General features: G+C 72.0%; 15 protein-coding genes and 1 pseudogene. 11 read left to right on the plus strand and 5 right to left on the minus strand.

Translation table 11 applies throughout. From position 1 onward, the window contains the following. Positions 1-45 precede the first annotated feature (45 nt). Entirely contained in the window at positions 46-1,242 is a 1,197-nt protein-coding gene (locus ACFVS9_RS19265; protein WP_389933818.1) for an RtcB family protein, read from the minus strand. Positions 1,243-1,414: 172 nt separating this feature from the next. Here ACFVS9_RS19265 and ACFVS9_RS19270 point away from each other — a divergent pair, with 172 nt between their 5' ends. The 3 genes from ACFVS9_RS19270 (at position 1,415) to ACFVS9_RS19280 (ending at position 4,801) form a co-directional block, all read left to right on the plus strand. Further along, positions 1,415-2,197 carry a DUF3558 domain-containing protein gene (locus ACFVS9_RS19270; protein WP_383114863.1) on the plus strand — a complete coding sequence of 261 codons (783 nt, stop codon included), beginning with the start codon at positions 1,415-1,417 and terminating at the stop codon, positions 2,195-2,197. 167 nt (positions 2,198-2,364) lie between these two features. Beyond that, positions 2,365-3,138: a DUF3558 domain-containing protein gene (locus ACFVS9_RS19275; RefSeq protein ID WP_383114864.1), complete on the plus strand. Its 774-nt coding sequence runs from the start codon at positions 2,365-2,367 to the stop codon at positions 3,136-3,138. A 181-nt stretch (positions 3,139-3,319) separates the two neighbouring features. Continuing rightward, complete coding sequence (locus ACFVS9_RS19280) at positions 3,320-4,801, plus strand: DUF2637 domain-containing protein (protein WP_389933822.1); 1,482 nt, start codon at positions 3,320-3,322, stop codon at positions 4,799-4,801. 72 nt (positions 4,802-4,873) lie between these two features. Here ACFVS9_RS19280 and lysS read toward each other — a convergent pair whose 3' ends face one another. Further along, positions 4,874-6,631, minus strand: a complete 1,758-nt coding sequence (gene lysS / locus ACFVS9_RS19285; protein ID WP_389933826.1) for a lysine--tRNA ligase — start codon at positions 6,629-6,631, stop codon at positions 4,874-4,876. Between the two features lie 145 nt (positions 6,632-6,776). On the opposite strand from lysS, the gene argS reads away from it, so the two are divergent. Next, positions 6,777-8,546: an arginine--tRNA ligase gene (gene argS / locus ACFVS9_RS19290; RefSeq protein ID WP_383117096.1), complete on the plus strand. Its 1,770-nt coding sequence runs from the start codon at positions 6,777-6,779 to the stop codon at positions 8,544-8,546. Positions 8,547-8,594: 48 nt separating this feature from the next. Here the strand turns inward: argS and ACFVS9_RS19295 are convergent, their stop codons facing one another. Beyond that, on the minus strand, positions 8,595-10,046 hold the full coding sequence (locus ACFVS9_RS19295) for a helix-turn-helix domain-containing protein (protein WP_389933829.1): 1,452 nt from the start codon (positions 10,044-10,046) through the stop codon (positions 8,595-8,597). 395 nt (positions 10,047-10,441) lie between these two features. Between ACFVS9_RS19295 and ACFVS9_RS19300 the strand changes: the two genes are divergently transcribed. Continuing rightward, the gene (locus ACFVS9_RS19300) at positions 10,442-11,191 is read left to right on the plus strand and encodes a DUF4232 domain-containing protein (protein WP_389933831.1); all 750 of its coding nucleotides are present in this window, start codon (positions 10,442-10,444) and stop codon (positions 11,189-11,191) included. 69 nt (positions 11,192-11,260) lie between these two features. Here the strand turns inward: ACFVS9_RS19300 and ACFVS9_RS19305 are convergent, their stop codons facing one another. Beyond that, complete coding sequence (locus tag ACFVS9_RS19305) at positions 11,261-12,475, minus strand: esterase/lipase family protein (protein WP_383117099.1); 1,215 nt, start codon at positions 12,473-12,475, stop codon at positions 11,261-11,263. Between the two features lie 239 nt (positions 12,476-12,714). Here ACFVS9_RS19305 and ACFVS9_RS19310 point away from each other — a divergent pair, with 239 nt between their 5' ends. From ACFVS9_RS19310 to ACFVS9_RS19335, 6 genes are all read left to right on the plus strand, one after another. Then, positions 12,715-13,074, plus strand: coding sequence for a hypothetical protein (locus tag ACFVS9_RS19310; protein ID WP_389933834.1), 360 nt, complete (start codon positions 12,715-12,717; stop codon positions 13,072-13,074). A gap of 70 nt (positions 13,075-13,144) precedes the next feature. After that, a complete protein-coding gene (locus ACFVS9_RS19315) occupies positions 13,145-13,555 on the plus strand; it encodes an SRPBCC family protein (RefSeq protein ID WP_383117101.1) in 411 nt (136 codons plus the stop codon). A 113-nt stretch (positions 13,556-13,668) separates the two neighbouring features. Then, the gene (locus ACFVS9_RS19320) at positions 13,669-14,424 is read left to right on the plus strand and encodes a DUF4253 domain-containing protein (RefSeq protein ID WP_389933837.1); all 756 of its coding nucleotides are present in this window, start codon (positions 13,669-13,671) and stop codon (positions 14,422-14,424) included. Positions 14,425-15,251: 827 nt separating this feature from the next. After that, entirely contained in the window at positions 15,252-16,082 is an 831-nt protein-coding gene (locus ACFVS9_RS19325; protein ID WP_383117103.1) for a CPBP family intramembrane glutamic endopeptidase, read from the plus strand. Continuing rightward, positions 16,079-17,233, plus strand: a complete 1,155-nt coding sequence (locus ACFVS9_RS19330; RefSeq protein WP_383117104.1) for a sensor histidine kinase — start codon at positions 16,079-16,081, stop codon at positions 17,231-17,233. Before ACFVS9_RS19325 ends, ACFVS9_RS19330 begins: the two co-directional genes overlap by 4 nt. Next, the gene (locus tag ACFVS9_RS19335; RefSeq protein ID WP_383117105.1) at positions 17,230-17,889 is read left to right on the plus strand and encodes a response regulator; all 660 of its coding nucleotides are present in this window, start codon (positions 17,230-17,232) and stop codon (positions 17,887-17,889) included. Before ACFVS9_RS19330 ends, ACFVS9_RS19335 begins: the two co-directional genes overlap by 4 nt. Positions 17,890-17,919: 30 nt before the next feature. Here ACFVS9_RS19335 and ACFVS9_RS19340 read toward each other — a convergent pair. Further along, positions 17,920-18,315 (minus strand): annotated as a pseudogene (locus ACFVS9_RS19340) (ATP-binding protein); the annotation flags it as partial. Positions 18,316-18,370: the final 55 nt, after the last annotated feature.

The following is an 18,370-nucleotide window of genomic DNA, read 5'->3' on the forward strand; positions in this document are numbered from 1 at the left end:
CGCGACCGGGTCCGGGGCCTCTGCGTCCGGGAGGCGTGCCGGGCCTCAGCCCTTCACGCACACGACCTGCTTGAGCTTCGCGACGACCTCGACGAGGTCCCGCTGCTGGTCGATGACCTGCTCGATCGGCTTGTACGCCGCCGGGATCTCGTCCACGACACCGGAGTCCTTACGGCACTCCACGCCCCGCGTCTGGTCCTCCAGGTCCTGCGTCGAGAACCTCCGCTTCGCCGCGTTCCTGCTCATCCGGCGCCCGGCGCCGTGCGAGGCGGAGTTGAACGACTTCGCGTTCCCGAGGCCCTTCACGATGTACGAGCCGGTCCCCATGGAGCCGGGGATGATCCCGAACTCCCCCGACCCCGCACGGATCGCGCCCTTCCGCGTGACCAGCAGGTCCATGCCGTCGTACCGCTCCTCCGACACGTAGTTGTGGTGGCAGGAGATGACCGGCTCGAAGGTGACCCGCGCCTTCCTGAACTCCTTGCGGACCACGTCCTGGAAGAGGCCCATCATGATCGAGCGGTTGTACTTGGCGTACTCCTGGGCCCAGAACAGGTCGTTGCGGTAGGCCGCCATCTGCGGGGTGTCCGCGATGAAGACCGCCAGGTCACGGTCGACGAGGTCCTGGTTGTGCGGAAGCTTCTGGGCCTGCCCGATGTGGAAGTCTGCGAGCTCCTTGCCGATGTTCCGGGAGCCGGAGTGCAGCATCAGCCACACCGAGCCCGCCTCGTCGAGGCAGAACTCGATGAAGTGGTTTCCGCTCCCGAGCGTCCCCATCTGCTTGGTGGCGCGCTCCTGACGGAATCTGACCGCCTCGGCGATCCCGTCGAACCGCGACCAGAAGTCGTCCCAGCCCGCGACCGGGAAGCCGTGCAGCTTCCCCGGGTCGACGAGCGTGGTGTCGTGCATCCCCCGGCCCACCGGGATCGCCTGCTCGATCTTCGACCGGAGCCGCGAGAGGTCGCCCGGCAGGTCGTTGGCCGTGAGCGACGTCTTCACCGCCGACATCCCGCAGCCGATGTCCACGCCCACCGCGGCCGGGCAGACCGCCCCGTGCATCGCGATCACCGAACCGACGGTCGCCCCCTTGCCGAAGTGGACGTCCGGCATGACGGCGAGACCCTTGATCCAGGGCAGCGTGGACACGTTCCGCAGCTGCCGCATCGCGACGTCCTCGACCGACGCCGGATCCGCCCACATACGGATGGGAACCTTCGCACCCGGCACCTCTACATACGACATAACCCCTCGATTCCCCCGAAAAAGTCTGAAAGCGCAAAACCGGTGCCGAGATCGGCATAAAGGTCGGCCGACCGGCATTCACAGCGGCGCGTGCGATACACATTGTGTCCATCGGCCGCCATCGAGCGGCAACCCGTTTTCGTACCGAAGGGAGCCTGGGACCGTGCGACACATGGCGTACGTACCCGGCGTGGCGCTTCTCGTGGCGCTCGTCGCCGGCTGCAGCGCCGGCTCCGGCGCCGACGACCCCGCCGCCGACAGCAAGCCCGGCAGCCCGACGGTCACGGCCGCGCCTCCCGGGAAGTACCGGACACTGCCCGAATCGTGCAGCGCCGTACCGCGTTCCACCCTCAAGGACCTGCTGCCGGGCGCGGCCGACCTCCCCGAGGAGCAGCAGGAGAAGGTGTACGAGGGCACGGCCGCCGTCACCTACGACACCGACCGCAAGGTCGGCTGCCGCTGGAAGTCGGACGCCCCGGACGCCTCCCGGAACCTCTCCATCGACTTCGAGCGCGTCGTGTCCTACGACCCCGCGGTCAGCGACGACGACCGCGCCCGGGACGTGTACGCGACGAAGGAGGACGCCGCCGCCCTCCCCGCGCCGTCCGGTGCGACCCCCGGCGGGAAGGCGCCGGGGTCCTCGGCCGCCACCCCCGGCGGGACGCCCTCCGCGACGCCGTCCTCCGGCGCCACGGGCACCGGGGCCGACGCGGACCTGCGGCCGCGGCTGCTCGACGGGCTCGGGGACGCGGCGTTCCTGGACGACGCGCTCACCCGGGCGGGCTCTACCGCGCAGCACCGCACCGTGAGCGTGGTATTCCGCACATCGAACGTCATCGTGACCGTCCGGTACACCGAGCAGCCGGCCCGGGTCACCGAGGTTCCCGACAGCAGGGAACTGCAGGAGAAGGCGCAGGCCCTGGCGCGGAAACTGGCCGAGAGCCTCAACACCTAGCCGGACCCCGGAGGGCACCGGCAGGGGGGACCGGCACCGGCCGGGGCCTCCGGCCGGCGGCGGCACCGGGCCGCGGACCGTCGTACGGTGGCCCCCGACCGACGTACCGACGTACCACCCGACCACCCGCACGACCGAGACCGCCGTGCCGTCCGAGTGAAGGAACCATGCACCGATCAGCCCCGCGACTGTCCCGCATACTCGCCTGCGCCGCCGTCCCGGTGATGCTCGTCGTCGCCGGCTGCTCGTCGGACTCCGGCGACGCGAAGGACTCCGCCTCCTCGTCCTCCCCGAGCACGGAGAAGACCGAGCCGACCGTCGAGCCCGCGAAGTTCGCCGAGCTGCCCGACGCCTGCGCCTCGATCGGCGGGAAGACGATCGAGGCCCTGGTTCCGAAGACGAAGAACAAGGGCGGCACCCCGGGTACGTCCAGCGACACCTCGGCCCGCGGCGGCTGCTCCTGGAACGGCCTGGACGACAAGGGCGTCAAGGGCTCGCAGTACCGCTGGCTCGACGTCGGCTTCACCCGCTTCGCCTCGGACCAGTCCCTGGGCAGCGGCGCCAAGCGCGCCACCGAGGAGTACACCAAGCAGGTCGCCAAGGCACAGGCGACCGAGGGCGCCGCCAAGGTGGCGGCCGAGCCGGCCACCGGCCTCGGCGAGCAGGCCACCACGGTGACGTACGGGCTCACGAAGTCCAAGGAGGACTTCGAGTACGCGACGGTCGTCGCCCGCACCGGCAACGTCGTCGTCAGCGTCACCTACAACGGGGCCGGTTTCGCGGGCGCCAAGACCCCCGCCGCGGCCGACATCCTGAAGAACGCCCGGAAGGCCGCCCAGGAGGCCGTCGCCGCGGTCGGCGCCGACGGGGAGAAGACCCCGGCCTCGCCGTCCGCCGAGAAGTCGGCGTCGTCCTCGGCCAAGGCCGACGACAAGGCCTGACCCGAGCCCGGCGGGGCACGCGCCGCCCTGCTCCGAGGCCCTGCGCCGAAGCCCGGTACTCCCGCGAGTACCGGGCTTCGGCCCCTCCCCACGCAACGCGCCCGCCCGGCATGTGCCAGGCTGTGCCCGCGCCGGATGCCGAAGTGGAGCCGGTTTCGTCGAAGTCGGGAGGGGATCGCGGGTGGCCGCAATGCAGCTGACACGCACGCACCGCGTACTCATCGGGGTCGTCGTCGCCGGCGCCGTGCTCATCGCAGCGATCGGTTTCGCGGGTTCGTACGCCGCGGTGCGCGAACTCGCGGAGGAGAAGGGCTTCGGCGACTTCGCGCTGGTCTTCCCGATCGGTATCGACGCGGGCATCTGCGTCCTGCTCGCGCTGGACCTGCTGCTGACGTGGATGCGCATCCCGTTCCCGTTGCTGCGTCAGACCGCCTGGCTGCTCACCGCGGCGACGATCGCCTTCAACGGCGCCGCCGCCTGGCCCGATCCGCTGGGCACCGGCATGCACGCGGTGATCCCGATCCTGTTCGTCGTCTCCGTCGAGGCCGCGCGGCACGCGGTGGGCCGGATCGCGGACATCACGGCCGACAAGCACATGGAGGGCGTCCGCCTCACCCGCTGGCTGCTCTCCCCCGTCCCCACCTTCAAGCTGTGGCGCCGGATGAAGCTGTGGGAGCTGCGCAGTTACGAGCAGGTCATCAAGCTCGAACAGGACCGGCTGATCTACCAGGCCCGGCTCCAGGCCCGCTTCGGCCGCAACTGGCGCCGCAAGGCCCCCATCGAGTCGATGATGCCGCTGCGCCTGGCCAAGTACGGCGTCCCGCTCGCCGAGACCGCCCCGGCGGGCCTCGCCGCCGCGGGGATCGAGCCGGCCCTGCTCCCGCCGGCCCCGGCCGCCGAGGTGGAGACCGCGCGGCACCCCCAACTCCCGTACGCGCCGCAGCCGGAGACACACCCTCAGCCGCAGGGGCAGCAGGTCCCCGACGGGTACGAGGACCCGCGGCCGACGCCGCACGGACAGCCCGGACAGCCGGAGCAGCACGACCGGCTCGGCACGACCGGCCGGCCGCACGAGCCGCAGCCGGCCGAGCAGCAGCACCCCCAGGACGAGGCCGGCCCGCAGGGCAGCCCGTGGTTCGCCCAGAAGATGCCCGACGGGGAGTACCAGGGCGCGTACGACCCGGCCTACGAGGAGGGCACGGAGAACGCCCAGGTCATGGTCCCCTCGGGGCCGGGCCGGACCCGGCCCCTCGGCAACGTGGGCACGATCGGCGCACTCCCGCACCCGCGCGGCGCGGAGGCCGGTCCCGGGGAGCAGCGGGAACCGGACCGGGAAGAAGAGGAACAGCGGGCGCCCGTGCGGCAGGAGGCGGCTCAGCCGGAACCGGCCCGGCCCGAACCGGCCCGGCAGGACGCGGCCCCGCAGGAGCCCGACCCGGCCGAATGGGCCGAGGCCGAGATCGAGTTCAGCGAGATCGCGTACGACGTGTTCACCGCGTACACGCACCAGCACCAGGACTACCCGAGCGCCGAGGTGCTCGACATCCACCTCTCGGACGGCCACAACGTCCGCCACCCGCGCAGCGCCGCCCTGCTCCGCAAGCTGCTGCCCGGCTTCAAGCAGCGCTTCGACAACGAGATGGCCGCCGACCACATCGCGTAGCGGCTGGGCGTACACGAGGACGGGCGGGCCGCTGAGCGGCCCGCCCGTCCTCGTGCCCGGATGTCCGGGGTCCTACGCGCCGAGCAGCGTCCGCACCCGGTCCGCGCCGACGGCGAGGAGGAGCGTGGGCAGGCGCGGCCCGGTGTCCCGGCCGACGAGCAGCCGGTACAGCAGCGCGAAGAAGGAGCGCTGGGCCGCCTTCAGCTCCGGCGTCGGCTTGGCGTCCGGCTCCAGGCCCTCCAGCACCTTCGGCACTCCGTAGACCAGCGTGGTCAGACCGTCCAGCGACCAGTGCGAGTCGAGGCCCTCCAGCAGCAGGCGCAGCGACTCACGGCCCTGCTCGTCCAGCGAGCCGAGGAGTTCCTTGTCCGGCTCGTCGCGGACGATCGTGCGCGCCTCGGCCGGCACCTGGGTGCTGATCCAGTTCTCGGCGCGGTCGAGCCGGGGCCTCGCCTCGTCGAGGGAGGCCAGCGGGTTCTCCGGGTCGAGCTCGCTGAGGATGCGCAGCGTCTGCTCCTCCGCGCCGGCGGTGATGTCGGCGACGGAGGCGAGCGTGCGGTACGGCAGCGGGCGCGGGGTGCTGGGCAGCTCCCCGGCGGCCGTGCCGACGGCACGGGCGTAGGCGGCGGCGTCGGCGGCCAGCACCGTGCCGTCGGCCACCTTGCGCACCAGCGAGTCCCACTCGTCGTAGAGCCGCTGGATCTCCTGGTCGAAGGCGATCTTGAAGGACTGGTTCGGCTTGCGGCGCGCGTAGAGCCAGCGCAGCAGCGGCACCTCCATGATCTTCAGCGCGTCGGCCGGGGTCGGCACACCGCCCCTGCTGGAGGACATCTTCGCCATGCCGGAGATCCCGACGAAGGCGTACATCGGCCCGATCGGCTGGACGCCGCCGAAGACCTCGCGCACGATCTGGCCGCCGACGACGAACGAGGAGCCCGGCGAGGAGTGGTCCACACCGCTGGGCTCGAAGATCACGCCCTCGTAGGCCCAGCGCATCGGCCAGTCGACCTTCCAGACCAGCTTGCCGCGGTTGAACTCGCTGAGCCGGACCGTCTCGGCGAAGCCGCACGCCGCGCAGGTGTAGTTCAGCTCGGTCGTGTCGTCGTCGTAGGAGGTGACGACGGTGAGGTCCTTCTCGCAGTTGCCGCAGTAGGGCTTGTACGGGAAGTACCCGGCGGCGCCGGAGCCGCCGTCGTCCTCGTCCGCCGCGCCGGAGCCCTCGGCGGCCTCCAGCTCGGCCTCGTCGGCCTTCTTCTGCTGCGGCTTCCGGCCCTTCGCTCCCGCCGCGCCGTCCTTCTTGGTGCGGTAGCGGTCCAGGACGGCGTCGATGTCGCCGCGGTGCCTCATCGCGTGCAGGACCTGCTCGCGGTAGGTGCCCGCCAGGTACTTCTCGGTCTGGCTGATGCCGTCGTACTCGACACCGAGCTCGTCCAGCGCCTGGGTCATCGCGGCCTTGAAGTGCTCGGCCCAGTTCGGGTACGCCGACCCGGCCGGGGCGGGCACCGAGGTCAGCGGCTTGCCGATGTGCGCCTGCCAGGAGTCGTCGACGCCCTCGACGCCGTTCGGCACCTTGCGGTAGCGGTCGTAGTCGTCCCAGGAGATCAGGTGGCGCACGGTGTACCCGCGGCGGCGGATCTCGTCGGCGACCAGGTGCGGGGTCATGACCTCGCGGAGGTTGCCCAGGTGGATCGGGCCCGAAGGGGACAGTCCGGACGCGACGACGACCGGTTTGCCAGGCGCACGTCGCTCCGATTCGGCGATGACATCGTCCGCGAAGCGGGAGACCCAGTCGGTCTCGGTGCTGCTCTGACTCGAAGCCACGGTCGGCACGTCCTTCTCTCGTGTAGGACTCGTAGGGGACGCCCACGGAGGGCACCCCCATTCTCCCAGGTACCGCCCGCAGCGCGAAAACGGCTTTACGCCCCGTGGGATACTGGGGTGATCCCTTGTCCTCTACCGAAACGGCAGCCGTCTCATGGCTTCGGTCCCCTCCCTCGCTTCCACGCTCCAGCAGCAGCTCGCGGACGCCCTGACGGCAGCACTGCCGGATGCCGGCACCGCGGACCCGCTGCTGCGCCGAAGCGACCGGGCCGACTTCCAGGCCAACGGGATCCTCGCGCTCGCCAAGAAGCTCAAGGGCAACCCGCGCGAGCTGGCCTCCCAGGTCACGGCGGCCCTCCCGGCCGGTGACCTGATCCAGGACGTCGAGGTGTCCGGCCCCGGCTTCCTGAACATCACGCTCACCGACCGGGCCATCACCGGGACGCTCGCCGCGCGGGCCGCCGACGGCGACCGGCTCGGCGTCCCGCTGAGGGCCACCGCGGGCACGACCGTGATCGACTACGCCCAGCCGAACGTCGCCAAGGAGATGCACGTCGGCCACCTGCGGTCGGCGGTCATCGGTGACGCGATGGTCCAGATCCTCGAGTTCACCGGTGAGAACGTCGTCCGGCGCCACCACATCGGCGACTGGGGCACCCAGTTCGGCATGCTCATCCAGTACCTCTTCGAGCACCCGGGCGAGCTGGGGCACGAGGGCGGCCAGGCGGACGGCGAGGCGGCCATGTCGTCGCTGAACCGCGTCTACAAGGCCTCGCGGGCCCTGTTCGACTCCGACGAGGAGTTCAAGGCGCGCTCCCGTGACCGGGTGGTGGCCCTCCAGGCCGGCGACCCGGAGACGCTGGCGCTCTGGCAGGGCTTCGTGGACGAGTCGAAGATCTACTTCTACTCCGTCTTCAACAAGCTCGACATGGAGATCGCCGACCCCGACATCGTCGGCGAGTCCGGCTACAACGACATGCTCGAGGAGACCTGCCGGATCCTGGAGGAGACGGGCGTCGCCGTCCGCTCCGAGGGCGCGCTGTGCGTGTTCTTCGACGACGTGAAGGGCCCGGACGGCAACCCGGTCCCGCTGATCGTCAAGAAGACGAACGGCGGCTACGGCTACGCGGCGACCGACCTCTCCGCGATCCGCGACCGGGTGCGGAACCTGAAGGCCGACACCCTGCTCTACGTCGTGGACGCCCGGCAGTCCCTGCACTTCAAGATGGTCTTCGAGACGGCCCGCCGGGCCGGCTGGCTGAACGAGGACGTCAAGGCGCACCAGCTGGCCTTCGGCACGGTCCTCGGCAAGGACGGCAAGCCGTTCAAGACCCGTGAGGGCACCACCGTCCGGCTGGAGGACCTGCTGGACGAGGCCGTCGAGCGGGCCACCGCCGTGGTCCGCGAGAAGGCCGGGAAGGTGGGCCTCTCCGAGGAGGAGATCGTCGAGAACGGCCGGTACGTCGGCGTCGGCGCCGTGAAGTACGCCGACCTGTCGACCTCGGCCGTGCGGGACTACAAGTTCGACCTGGACCAGATGGTGTCGCTGAACGGCGACACCTCGGTGTACCTCCAGTACGCCTACGCCCGGATCCGCTCCATCCTGCGCAAGGCGGGCGACGCGAAGCCCGTCGCGCACCCGGAGCTCGGCCTGGCCCCGGCCGAGCGCGCGCTGGGCCTGCACCTGGACCAGTTCGGCGGGGTCCTGGACGAGGTGGCCGAGGGGTACGAGCCGCACAAGCTCGCCGCCTACCTCTACCAGCTCGCCTCGCACCTCACCACGTTCTACGACCAGTGCCAGGTGCTGAGCGACGACAACCCGGCGGAGGTCGTCGAGAACCGCCTCTTCCTCGTCGGGCTGACCGCCCGCACCCTGCACCAGGGCATGAAGCTGCTCGGCATCAGGACGCCCGAGCGCCTCTGACCGGCACGCGGCGGTGACGGGGGCCGGTCCGGACGGGACCGGCCCCCGTCAGTGCTCCGCCGGGACCCACTGGGCCGTGTCCGGGCGGTAGTAGTACTCCGGCCGGGCCGTGAGGCTGCTCGTACGGAACGGCCTGCCCCCGTCGTCGATGCGCAGGGTCCCGCTCCGGCCGCCGCTGGTCCACTCCAGCTCCAGGTACCAGGTCACGTCGTGCCCCTCCACGTGCGCGTCGAGGTTGAACACCTCGACGTCGGTGGAGCTCACCCGGAACGGGAAGTCCTTCGCCGGGACGACCTCGCCCGCGTGCTCCCCCGCGACGGGCTTCGCCCGCGGCCGGCCGTCGTCCAGGTCGATGTCGAAGCTCTGCGGGGTGATGCCGGACCCGCAGCCGTTGCCCATCGAGTACGCGGACCGGGCGAGTGCCCCGTTGCGCGCCAGCACCCGCACGTGCAGCCCGCGCAGCACGACCGCCTCGCCGGACGACCCCTGGAGGGTGAGTTCGAGCTTCATCGCACCCCCGTCCACCCCGTCGAGCGCCCGCGCCCAGCCCCGGGTGTCCTGGGGTGCGGGCGGCGGCGGCACGTCGTCGGGCTCCTGGTCGAGCAGGTAGTACTGCCCGCAGGGCGCCTCCCAGTTGTACGAGCTGATGGCGGCGTGCACGGGTACGCCACCGTCCTGCGGCCCGCCCGACGACGGCGAGGGCGTGGCGGACGCGCGGTCCCCGGCGGCGGGCGGGTCGGACCGGCCGGGCGTGGCCGACGGGCTGCCGCTCGCACTCGGTTCCGTACTGCCGCTCGGACGCGCGCGCGTACCCCCGCTGGGGACGACCGCCGTGCGGCTGGGTGCCGCGTCCGTCCGCCCGTCGTCGGCCGGCCCGTCGTCGCCGAGACCGCGTACGGCGAGGGCCGCGGGAACGGTGAGGGCCACGACCGCCACGGCGGTGAGCAGGACGCGCGTTCTCCTGGAGGTACGCCGACGGGGAGCGGGCACGGTGCCGGGGCGCTCCCCCTCGGGTGTCACGTCCCGCACAGCGGACTCCGCTCCGCGCCGGGATTCCGGTTCTGCCTCGTTTCGTGGTTCCGGTTCGTGCTCCGGTTCCGGTTCCGCTTCGGCACGGGCCTGGGCGTCTTCCGGAGCGGCGCGCCCGGGGACGGCCGGCGCGGGAGCGTCCGCCGCCGGATCGGCGGGCTCGGACGCGACGGTCCCGGGGGCGACGGTCCCGGGGGCGCCGCCCGACTCCTTCCGCGTCCCCCGCCTCTTCGCCTCGTCGGCGAGGATCCACTTCCGGTGCAGCGCCATCAGCTCGTCGCCGGACGCCCGGCACACCCGCGCGAAGCGCTCGACGGGCGCGTAGTCGTGCGGAACCGCGTCGCCGTTGCAGTAGCGGTGCACGGTCGAAGTGCTCAGGTGGAGCTTCCGGGCGAGCGCCCCGTAGCTGAGCCCGGACCGCTCCTTCAGCCCCCTGAGCAGCTCCGCGAAGTCCTCGATCTCTGTGGCCACCCCGACCGGTTCCCTTCCGTTCCTTCCCGGAAAGGCGTTCCAGGGAAGCGATGTCCTCGCAGGTCGGAGCACGTGCGAACGTTCCAGCGTCCCAGGTGCCGCGGCAACCGTTGCGACGGCCGAAAGAGCCTGGAAAGGATGTGGTCACACCGCGGCGTTCCCCGCGACCACACCTTCCCACCCACACCCGTCCCGGGAGCCGCCGTGCGTACTCGACCTGACCTCAGCCTGACCGACGTGGTCGCCACGGGAGTCCTGATCGCCTGCGTCGCGATCGTCATCGCACTCCTGTGACGCCACGGATCACGCGTCACCGACCAGTACACCCGCCCGCACCTCAGGGAGCCAAACGGCGCCCCGGGCACCCAGCACCTTCGAACGGGGAGAACAGACTCATGCGCACCCTCCACTTCCGCCGCGCCGCCCGCACCGCCGTCCTCGGCACCGCCGCGGTGGTCGCCGCCCTGTCCCTGACGGCCTGCCAGAGCGACGGCCCGGCGAACGCGGCGGGCCCCGACGGCCCCACCGGCACCGCAGCCCCGCAGCCGGGCGACGGCACGTCGGCCGCCCCGGCATCGGACACGGACGCCAGGACCACCGAAGGACCCGGCTCCTCCGGTCCCGTTCCGGGCGCGGAAAAGGATTCCGGTTCCACCCCGGACGCGTCCTCCGGCAAGCAGCCGCAGGACGCCGGGAAGGGCGGCAGCGGCGGCAGCGGCGGGTCCCTGCCCGCCTGCACCGGCGCGAACACCAAGCTCACGATCACCAGCGTCAAGCGCCCCGTCAACCACATGCTGCTCACGGTGACCAACACCGGCTCGAAGTCCTGCTACGCCTACTCCTACCCGTTCCTGAAGTTCGGTGAGGCGCAGTCCGTCCCCCGGGCCTTCGAGGACAGCGTGCCGCAGTCCGTGGTGGTCGTGTCCCCGGGCCGGTCCGCCTACACCGGCGTCATGACCTCGTCCGCCGACGGCAGCGGCACGGGCGGCTACTCCACCGCGGAGCTGTCCGTCGGCTTCCAGAACGCCGACGGCGAATCCGAGGGGGACATGGTGGACGTGCCGCTGGGCAAGGAGGTCCACGTCGACAGCACGCTGGCCGTCACCTACTGGCAGACCAGCATGGACGACGCCCTCATGTACTGACCGCGCCGACGGGCGTGACACCGTGGTCCCGGTGTCACGCCCGCTCCGTCCGCGTCCCCGGCGGGCCGCTCAGTCGGGCAGCCGGTCGAGGACCCACTCACCGACCTCGGCGGTCATCGCCGCGTGCGGTTCGTTCTCCGAGGACAGCACGTAGTCGTCGAGGTCGAACTCCTCCGGCGACAGCTCGTCGATGGTGGCGTACAGGTCCTCCTGCTTGTCCAGGTCGCGCACGGAGACCGCGCTGACGGACGGCACGAAGCACACGGAGCGGTGCGTGACGTCGACGTTCTCACCGGCGGCGGCCAGGGCGTCGCCGACGATGCCGAACGATCCGAGCGTCCCGCCCGGCGCCCCGTCCAGCTCGGGGAAGCCGCTGGTGGTGATCGTGTGCGGCCCGCCGAGGATCCCGTTCAGCACGGCCACCTCCACCGGGTCCCCCTGCGCCTGGGCCAGGAAGTACGTGCCGTCGAAGAGGGGGCCGGAACAGCTCAGCGCCTTGTCCCCGGCCCGGACACCGTTGCCCTCACCGTTCCCGCGCCCGCTGGCCACGGCCAGCTTGAGCGGGATCTGGGGCCACTCGCCGACGCGGCGGAGCTGCTCCTTGAACTCCGTGCGCAGCGGGCTCTCCTGCGGTGTGCCGCCCATGCTGTCCAGGTAGCGCCAGAGCATCTGCTGCGACGCCGGGCTGCTGATCTGCCGCAGGTAGGTGTCGTCGACCGCGGCGAGGTAGTGCGCGGCCGCCTGGAGTCCGATCGGCACCCAGGCCCCGCGGTGCGGGCTGTCGAACGACACGTAGACACCGGTCCGGTGGTCCATGCGCTGCGTCTCCATCTTCGCCAGCGCGTACCGGGCGACGATGCCGCCCATGCTGAACCCGCCCACGAGCAGCCGGGTGTCGCCCAGTTGCTCCGCGATGGTCCGCATGATGGCGGCGGTCATCGTCTCGGCGTTCCGCAGGATCGACTCGCTGCGCTCGTTGAACCCGACCAGGACCAGCGTGCGGCCACGGCGGCGGAGCTCGCTGATGAACGGGAACCGCCCGTTCTCCAGCCCGTCCCAGAGCCAGTCGAAGTCGGACGGCCCGACGTTGAACCCGTCGGCCAGGACGACGGGCCGCACCACGCCTCGGGCGCCCTCGCCGTAGTACACCCGGGCGCTGCCGTACGGAAGCTGCCACTCCTCGTCGGCCGAGGGCGCCTGGGGTGCCGCCGGCCTGCTCACCGGGGTCACCAGCCCGATGGCCCCGGCGGCTTCCCTGGCTTTCTCGGTCCTGCTGTCGGTCACTGGTGTCCCCTTCGATGACGCTGCCAAAGATCGATCGAGGGCCATGATCATCCCGGAATCCAGCAAATGCCCCTGTACAGCGTGGTTTTCACCGCATCGGCGGGCGCGTACGCCCCGTCCGGGCACGCCGGGGCGCACCCGGCGCAGATCGCCGCCCGCCGGTGCGGGGCTCACCACCTGCCGGGACCTGAGTACGACCACTCATGTGCCGTGCCGCGCACCCGCGTTGACTCGTACACATGTCGGATGAACTCCTCGGCCCCCGCGCCCCGTACACCTGGGTCGCGCCGCTGGTCTCCACGGTCGTGACCCTGCCCGCCGCCTTCTTCGCCCTGTTCTACGGCGGCCTGTCCCCCATGGCGTGCGACCCCTGCAACGGTGCTCAGGCCCACCGCTTCGACGACTCGTTCCACACCGCGTGGCCCGTCCTGTGCACCGGACTCGTGCTCGCCCTGATCGTCCTCGCCGCGAGCTGGGCCGTGCCCCGGCGCCGGGAACAGGACGTGAGGCGGAGGGTTCTGGCCGTATCCGCGCCCGCCGTGGTCGGTGCGGCACTCGTGGCCTTCACGGGCCTCGTCGACTGGCCCTCGTTCGCCTGACCGGAGGAGTCGGGGTGCCGTGACCGATCCGTTCAGGACAGCACGGCGGCCGCTCGGTAGCGTCGCGCCCATGAACACCACGTCAGGCACCGAGTCCCGTCACCTCAGCGTCCGCATCGACAGCCCCGCCTCCGCCGTCTACGCCTACGCGTCGGATCCGTCCCGGCTTCCCGAGTGGGCGGCCGGGCTGGGGACCTCGATCGAGGAGACCGACGGCCGGTGGGTCGCCGACTCCCCCATGGGCCGGGTCGTGGTCGAGTTCGCACCCCGGAACGACTACGGCGTACTGGACCACGACGTCACGCTGCCCTCCGGTGAGACCGTCCACAACCCGGTGCGGGTGATCGCGGACGGGGACGGTTGCGAGGTGGTGTTCACACTGCGCCGCAGGGCCGGCGTGAGCGCCGAGGAGTTCCGGCGGGACGCGGAGGCGGTGGCGGCGGACCTCGCGGCCCTCAAACGCCTCACGGAACGCGCCTGACGCACTGGACTCGAACTCCTCACGGAACGCTCCTGACGCGCTGAACAGGGCTTCGGGAACGGTGGGTCACGCAGGACCGGGCGCTGTCAGTGGCGGTACCTAGGCTGATCCACATGGCAACCCTCCCGAATCAGCTGCCCCGGCTCGACCTCCCCGCCGGGACACTCGTGGACACCACCGTCGACGGCCCGTGGCACGAGCCCCTCCTCTGGTACGCCGACGCGCCCGCACAGCCGGGTGACTGGTCCCGACTGCGGGCCACGGGCCGTCCGCTCGGCCTGCTCCCGGTGCTGATCGACGGCGGGCGGCGCGACGAGGGCCCCCGGGACTGGCAGCTGCGGCCGGGTGACACCACCTACCCCGGCGACCACGACGCCGAGGACGTCCTCAGCGAGAACTGGGAGGCGTACGCCGACGACGAGATCGAGGAGGCCGCGCCCTGGCCGGGGCTGGCCCCCGTCCCCGCCGCGAGCACCCCCGAGACCCCGGACGAACTGGCGGCCGGGATAGCCGACATGATCGCGGACACGGCACGTCCCGCGCTCGTACCCGCCCGGCGCAGCGCGGACATTCCCGCGGCGATCGGCTGGTCCGGGCCGCTCAACCACGAGAACGACGTGGCCCGCCTCTGCGCGGTGCTGCGCTCCTGGGAGGACCGGTTCGACATCAGGGTGGTCGCGCTCGGCTTCGACACGATGAAGGTCTCCGTGGGCCGCCCGCCCACCACGGAGGCCGAGGCGTACGCCCTGGCAGCGGAGCACTTCGCCTTCTGCCCGGACACCATCGACAGCGGGCCGCCGGACGGACTGCGCGAGTACGCCGACAAGCACCTGCTGGGCCAGGAGGCCTGGGTGTTCTGGTGGGACTGAAGGCTGACGCCCGGGGCTGGGTTCCGGGTGCCGGGTGAAGCTGAACACCCGTGCTCGGGACCGGACTCCGGGTACCCGATGAGGCTGAACACTCTCGCCCGGGGCTGGACTCCGGGTGCCGGGTGGGCCTGAACACCCGCGCACCGGGATGAACCTCCGGTCGCCCGCCGGGTCCGGGCACCCGCGCCCGGGGATGAACCGCTCGGCGGCCGAGGAAACCGGCGGTCGGCGGCTCCAGGCACCCGCGCCCGGGATGAACCTCCGGTTGCCCCCGTGGGACCGGACCCACGCGCCCCGGGACGGGCTTGGGGGCACCCGCGCCCTGGGGCGGGCTCCGGCTGTCACGGGGCCGTGAGCCGACCGTGCAGTCCGGCGGCACAGGCCCCCACGTCCCGTTCGACGGGCCGCTCCACGAACCGTTCGACGGGCGAGGCTCCCCGCGCCCCGGGCGGAGTGCCCACAGCGACGGCCCGGGCGGAGTGCCCACAGCGGCGGCCCGGACGGAGTGCCCACAGCGGCGGCCCGGAACCGGAACGCCGGCCCCCGGGCGGCCCCGCCCCGCCTCACGCCTCACGCCTCCCTCCGGCGAGTGACCCGGCCGCGCCCAGCGCTCGGCTGCGAGCTCCGGGCTCCGGGCATCGGGCTCCACGCATCGGGCTCGGGCATCAGGCATCAGGATCCGCTCATCGGGAGCGAGTCGGCCGGCGTCTGTCCCCCGAGCGAGCTACACGAGGGTGTCCACCGTGAGGTGACGCTTCATGACCTGCGGATCCGTAGCGTTCGAGGCGCCGCGGCACCCCGGCCGCGGATCCTCCGAAGGAGCGTTCATGAGGTTCATCTGGCAACTGCTGGCCGTCGTACTGGTCGCCATGACGGGCGGTCAGGCCATCACCGCGGTGGAGGGCAACCCCTGGCTCACCCTCCTCGTGGGGCTCGTGACGGCGGTCCTCGCGGTGATCGTCTACGGCTGGGTGGTGCGCCGCACCGAGCACCGCCCGTCCACCGAAGTGGCCCTCGACGGCGCCGGGGCCGCGTTCGGCCGGGGGCTGCTGATCGGCGTCGCGATGTTCGGCGCCGTCATCACGAACATCTACTTCAACGCGCACTACGAGATCAACGGCCTCGGCTCCCCCAGCGGCGCGGCCGGGCTGATCGGCTTCATGGCCGCCGCCGCCGTCACCGAGGAAGTGATGTTCCGCGGCGTCCTGTTCCGGATCATCGAGGAACGGACCGGCACCTGGATAGCCCTGGCCCTGACCGGCGCGCTGTTCGGCGCCTCGCACCTGCTGAACCCGAACGCCGACCTGTGGGGCGCCGTCGCCATCGCGATCGAGGCCGGCGGGATGCTCGCCGCCGCCTACGCCGCGACCCGCAACCTGTGGGTGCCGATCGGCCTGCACTTCGGCTGGAACTTCGCGGCGGCCGGCATCTTCAGCACCGAGGTCTCCGGCAACAACACCCCGCAGGGACTGCTGGACACGGTGACGTCGGGCCCGGCCTGGGTCACCGGCGGCGACTTCGGCCCCGAAGGAAGCCTGTACTCGGTGGTGTTCGGAGCCCTCATCACCGCCGCGTTCCTGTGGCTGGCCCACCGGCGCGGCAACCTGGTGCCCCGCCGCCGCGCCGACAGGGCCGCCGCCACTACACTCCCCCGATGACCGGACTCCCGCGGATCCCGGAACTCCGGCGCCGGCCGCACGCCGCACTCTGGTACGCACCCCTGGCACTGCTGCTCTTCGTCGCGTCGTTCCTGCCGGGGTTCCGCAACAACGGTACGGAGCTCGGCAGCCTGCCGGACCGCCCCTTCGACGCCCTGGCCGTCGCGGCCGTCGCCCTTCAGTGCCTTCCGCTCGCCGGGCGCCGGCGGTGGCCGGTCGTCTGCTTCACCGTGGTGTCGCTCGGCTTCGCCCTCGACCAGCTCCGCGGCTACCACACGCTCGCGGGCACCGCCCTGCCCATCGCGCTGATCAGCGTGGCCTCCCTCGTGGAACACCGCCGGCGGACCACCGCGATCGTCCTCTCCGCGGCGTACGTCCCGCTGGCGGTCGCACTCCACCGGCTCGGCCCGGGAGACCCGGTGAGCGAGTTCGTGACGTTCTACCTGGCCGTGGCACTCGCCTGGGGCATCGGGGTGTGGCTTCGCAACACCCGGGCGACGGAGGCCGAGCGCCGCCGCCGCGTCGCCGAGGACACCCGCACCGCCGAACGTGCCCGCATCGCCCGCGAACTCCACGACGTCGTGACCCACCACGTGACGGCGATGGTCGTGCAGGCCGAGGCGGCACGCTATCTGACCGCCGCGCCCGACCGCCTCGACCAGAGCCTGACGGCCGTCACGGACACCGGCCGACGGGCCATCACGGACCTCCGGCACCTGCTCGACCTGCTGAACCCCGACCACGGCACCGGCGACAGGACCCCGGCCGCGGGCCGCCTGCTCACCCTCGTCGAACAGACACGGCGTGCGGGGCAGCCGGTGGAGTTCACGGAGGAGGGAACACCCGCCGAGTCGACCGGCAGCGCCGACCTCGTCGCCTACCGGGTGGTGCAGGAGTCCCTGACGAACGCCCTCAAGTACGCTCATGGCAGCGCCACTTCGGTCACGGTGCGGCACAGCGAAAGGGAGATCTCCGTGGAGGTCAGCACGGACGGCTCCGGTACCCGGGCCCCGCACACCGGCGGCAGCGGGCGGGGCCTGGCCGGTCTCCGCGAGCGCGTCGACGTGCTGGGCGGCGACTTCAGCGCGGGCGGGCAGCCGGACGGCGGCTTCACCGTCCGGGTCCGCATACCCGCCGGGAGCCCCTCGTGACCGAGCCGATCCGTGTCCTGATCTGCGACGACCAGGTACTGATCCGCACCGGGCTCGCGACGATCATCGACGCCCAGCCCGACCTGGAGGTCGCCGGCGAGTGCGGGGACGGACGGACCGCGGTCGACCTCGCCGGGAGACTGCGCCCGGACGTCGTCGTCATGGACATCCGCATGCCGGTGCTCGACGGCATCGCGGCCACCCGGCTGCTGGCCGGGGCCGGCGTGGAGCACCCCGTCAAGGTGCTCGTGGTGACGACGTTCAACCTGGACGAGTACGTCTACGAGGCGCTGCGCGCGGGCGCCAGCGGCTTCCTCCTCAAGGACGCCCCGCCGGACCGGCTGCTCCAGGGCATCAGGACCGTGGCGGCGGGGGCAGCCCTCCTGGACCCCGAGGTGACGCGCCAGCTGGTGGGCCGGTACGCCGCCCGGATCCGCCCCACCGACGACAACAGCGCCGGCATCCCGCTGACCCCGCGCGAACTGGAGGTCCTGCGCCTCATCGCGGACGGCCTCTCCAACAACGAGATCGCCGCGTCCCTCGTGATCAGCCGGGAGACGGTCAAGACCTTCGTCTCACGCATCCTCACCAAGCTCGGGCTCCGCGACCGCGTCCAGGCGGTCGTCTACGCCTACCGCCAGGGCCTCGTGTCCTGAACCGTCGGACTCCACGCTCGACGGACGACCCCGCGTGAACGCGCACCACACGACCTTGCCGGGATCCCGCTCTCGCACACCCCACCGATCGGCGAGCGCGTCGACGAGCAGCAGCCCACGCCCCGACTCACCGTCCGGCCGCCCCACCGCAGGCACCCCGCCCCCGCTGTCGTGCACCTCCACGGACAGCGCGCATCCCTCCGCCTCCAGCCTCAGCCGGACCAGATACCCGCGCCCCGGCGGCACCCCGTGCAGCAGCGCGTTCGTCGCCAGCTCACTCACGCACACCAGCACGTCGTCGAGCCGCGCCCCGAACCCCCAGTCGGTCACGGCCTCGCGCGTGAACTCCCGTACCGCAGCAACCGAGCGGCGTTCACGCCGGCAGAAGCGCTCACGGAACAGCGAGAGTTGCATCGTCTCGTTCATGAGACGAGCGTCACTCTCTGTGCCTATCGTTCAGCAGTGGGTGAGCACGTACAGA

It is taken from the genome of Streptomyces sp. NPDC058008, assembly GCF_042886395.1.
Taxonomy (GTDB): domain Bacteria; phylum Actinomycetota; class Actinomycetes; order Streptomycetales; family Streptomycetaceae; genus Streptomyces.

Excerpts from the sequence above, each read along its gene's own strand:
- ACFVS9_RS19265 (WP_389933818.1), bottom strand. The coding sequence starts at position 1,242 with ATGTCGTATGTAGAGGTGCCGGGTGCGAAGGTTCCCATCCGTATGTGG.
- ACFVS9_RS19270 (WP_383114863.1), top strand. The coding sequence starts at position 1,415 with ATGGCGTACGTACCCGGCGTGGCGCTTCTCGTGGCGCTCGTCGCCGGC.
- ACFVS9_RS19275 (WP_383114864.1), top strand. The coding sequence starts at position 2,365 with ATGCACCGATCAGCCCCGCGACTGTCCCGCATACTCGCCTGCGCCGCC.
- argS (WP_383117096.1), top strand. The coding sequence starts at position 6,777 with ATGGCTTCGGTCCCCTCCCTCGCTTCCACGCTCCAGCAGCAGCTCGCG.
- ACFVS9_RS19300 (WP_389933831.1), top strand. The coding sequence starts at position 10,442 with ATGCGCACCCTCCACTTCCGCCGCGCCGCCCGCACCGCCGTCCTCGGC.
- ACFVS9_RS19310 (WP_389933834.1), top strand. The coding sequence starts at position 12,715 with ATGTCGGATGAACTCCTCGGCCCCCGCGCCCCGTACACCTGGGTCGCG.
- ACFVS9_RS19315 (WP_383117101.1), top strand. The coding sequence starts at position 13,145 with ATGAACACCACGTCAGGCACCGAGTCCCGTCACCTCAGCGTCCGCATC.
- ACFVS9_RS19320 (WP_389933837.1), top strand. The coding sequence starts at position 13,669 with ATGGCAACCCTCCCGAATCAGCTGCCCCGGCTCGACCTCCCCGCCGGG.
- ACFVS9_RS19325 (WP_383117103.1), top strand. The coding sequence starts at position 15,252 with ATGAGGTTCATCTGGCAACTGCTGGCCGTCGTACTGGTCGCCATGACG.
- ACFVS9_RS19330 (WP_383117104.1), top strand. The coding sequence starts at position 16,079 with ATGACCGGACTCCCGCGGATCCCGGAACTCCGGCGCCGGCCGCACGCC.